The organism is Sodalis sp. (in: enterobacteria) (genome assembly GCF_047607725.1).
GTDB lineage: Bacteria > Pseudomonadota > Gammaproteobacteria > Enterobacterales > Enterobacteriaceae > JBLKSS01.
In genome coordinates this window covers 1-2,496 of sequence record NZ_JBLKSS010000340.1, presented here as the reverse complement: position 1 = coordinate 2,496, position 2,496 = coordinate 1, and the positions used below count along the sequence as shown (strand labels likewise).

The following is a 2,496-nucleotide window of genomic DNA, read 5'->3' as shown; positions in this document are numbered from 1 at the left end:
GAATCGCTGATCGGGCGACCGGAATCAGTGATCGGACGTGACCGGAACCAGCACCTGGGCGGCGCCAACGTCGGCATGCTGTTCTACAACCCGGAAAACTTGCTGGAGCGCTATAACGCCCCCGATACCCTGAAATGTCAGCACACCTTCCGGCTGACGTCCGGGCACTGTTTGTATTCCGATATGGGCCGGATTTTCTGCGGTATCGAGCAAGATAGCTTCGGCTGGCACGACACGGTTTGCGGTACCCAGAACGCCGCCCTTTGCGAGCAGCGTTTCGGCGCGGCGCGCTACCAGGAGGCGCGCAACGAACGTCATCAAAACGGCTTCGACAGTTTTCTGGTGGAGCTTGCCAAATACGGTCTGGGCAAACGGGGCACGGCCGCCTGCGTCAATTGGTTTTCCCGTGTCGAGGTCGATGATGACGGCGCTCTGCGCCGCTGCCCGCAACCGCCGCCCGGCGCCGCCGTGACGCTGCGTTTCGTGATGGACACGCTGGTCGTGCTGCATACCTGCCCTCATCCGCTGGCTCCCGCCGGCGATTACCCGCGCTCAGCGGTCGAGATTGCGCTGCTCGCGGACCGCGCGCCGCTGCCGCCCTACAGCCTGGAACGCGAGGAAAATCGGCGCGGACTGGCCAATAACGCGCTGTATTATTTGGAAGGAGCCGACCATGATTAACACCAGCACACGTTTACCCGAAGAGGCGCAACTACGGTGCCGCATTCCAGCCGCGAGTATTGGCTGCATCGTCTGGCGCGCGGGCAAGACCTGCGCATTACCGATTGCGAGGGCAACCAGGCGGCGGATACGCTATTTTTCAACGCCGAGAATACCGCCGAGCGCTACAGCATGATGGATACCGTACGCGCACAGCAAAATGTGCTTTTGACCACCGGTAGCCTACTGCGCTCCAGCGAGGGGAATCCGATGCTGGAAATCGTCGCCGACACCTGCGGCCGCCACGATACCTTGGGCGGCGCCGGCGCCACCGAGAGCAATACCGTGCGTTATTCGCTGGAAAAACGCCATATGCACGCCTGCCGCGATAGCTGGATGTTGGCTATCGCCGAGCACCCTGAATACGGCCTGACCAAGCGCGACATCACCCATAACATCAATTTTTTTATGAATGTTCCGGGAACGGCGCAAGGTGGATTGACCTTCGCCGACGGCATTCCGCGCCAGGTAAATATGTCGAGCTAACGGCGCAGATGGCGGTCCTGGTGCTGATATCGAATTGCCCGCAGTTAAACAATCCCTGCAACGGCTATAACCCGACGCCGATTGAGGTCTGCGTCTGGTAGTGCCCCAAGGCAGGCATAGACGGCACGCGTCTTTGCCCCACGATTGCCGGAAAATCCTCCCCGCCGTCGGCTGATGCGCCGCGCGATATTTGAAGCCAAAACGTGCGATAAATGGTGAGTTGCTTTTGTTTCCATCAGTGCAACGAAATTACACTTTTATTTTTCGACCGGGCCGCTTTGACCTGTTCGGGAATTTAGATTAACTGGACAATATTTGTAGATGCTGGCCAATGAGACGCCATACAGTAATGCAAGCTGCTTTCTACTATGGCCTGACTCGAGTAATTTTTTAGCCTGCTCTTGCTGTGCGGAAGATAATGAGCAAGGTCTACCTCCGATACGCCCCCTGCTTCTTGCTGCGGCCAAACCTGCCTTAGTACGCTCAACAATGAGTTCCCGCTCCATTTGTGCCAACGCGCTCATCACATGGAAGAAAAAACGGCCCGCGGACGTAGAGGTATCAATAGCATCCGTCAAGCTATGAAAATGGATGCCTTCATCTTCAAGTTTGGATATTAAAGTAATCAAATGTTTAATGCTTCGACCCAGCCTATCTAGCTTCCAGACCACCAGTGTATCGCCAGATTTCAGGCAGTTTAACGCGCGTTTTAATCCGGGTCTCTGGTCTGTTTTTTCACTGATTTTATCCTCAAAAATCTGTTCACAATTTGCGCAAATCAAGGATTTTTGCTGTAAATCGGTGTTTTGGTCATTTTTTGACACCCTCATATAGCCAATTTTTGCCATTTTTAACCTTTTCTCAACCTTGGTAAGCCTTGTAATCGCTGGTTTAGGTCAAAATTTTAGCTAAATTCTCGATGTTATAAAACCTTGGTTTAACAGAAACGGTAGATTGTGCAAAAAACGCACTGGATAAACGTAGCGGAGGAACCGTCAACGGCAACCTCCATGTGACCCAATCAGTGCATATTGGCGATAACGACTCAGGGCTACGAGCCAATGGTGACGGCAACGTGGCATTTTATGCCAATAATGCAAAAGTTGGAGACTGGAGTAATGCCAATTTCCATTGGTTGAGTAGTGTTGAAATCGATGGCACTATCAATACCCATAGCAACCTGGTTGTCTCATGGGGCGGAAGAACCGCGGTTTATCAAGAAGATGGCAATATCCACTGGTCATTATGGGGCGGTGCGTTAAGCAGCTGGCTTAATATGCAGATTAGCAA

At 53.4% G+C, this 2,496-nt stretch carries 2 protein-coding genes and 2 pseudogenes; 3 read left to right on the top strand and 1 reads right to left on the bottom strand.

Annotated features, from left to right (window positions below):
• Window positions 1-6 precede the first annotated feature (6 nt).
• Together ACMX3H_RS20090 and ACMX3H_RS20085 are read left to right on the top strand one after the other, a co-directional pair.
• Window positions 7-681, top strand: coding sequence for an urea amidolyase associated protein UAAP1 (locus ACMX3H_RS20090; RefSeq protein ID WP_415211951.1), 675 nt, complete (start codon window positions 7-9; stop codon window positions 679-681).
• A pseudogene (locus tag ACMX3H_RS20085) lies at window positions 674-1,307 on the top strand (urea amidolyase associated protein UAAP2). The gene ACMX3H_RS20090 and the pseudogene ACMX3H_RS20085 overlap by 8 nt, the downstream one beginning before the upstream one ends.
• 156 nt (window positions 1,308-1,463) lie before the next feature.
• Here ACMX3H_RS20085 and ACMX3H_RS20080 read toward each other — a convergent pair.
• Entirely contained in the window at window positions 1,464-2,054 is a 591-nt protein-coding gene (locus tag ACMX3H_RS20080) for a recombinase family protein (protein WP_415211950.1), read from the bottom strand.
• Window positions 2,055-2,230: 176 nt separating this feature from the next.
• Here ACMX3H_RS20080 and ACMX3H_RS20075 point away from each other — a divergent pair.
• Window positions 2,231-2,496, top strand: a pseudogene (locus ACMX3H_RS20075) (hypothetical protein); the annotation flags it as partial.

Coding starts and splice junctions, on each gene's coding strand:
- ACMX3H_RS20080 (WP_415211950.1), bottom strand. CDS start 2,054: ATGGCAAAAATTGGCTATATGAGGGTGTCAAAAAATGACCAAAACACC.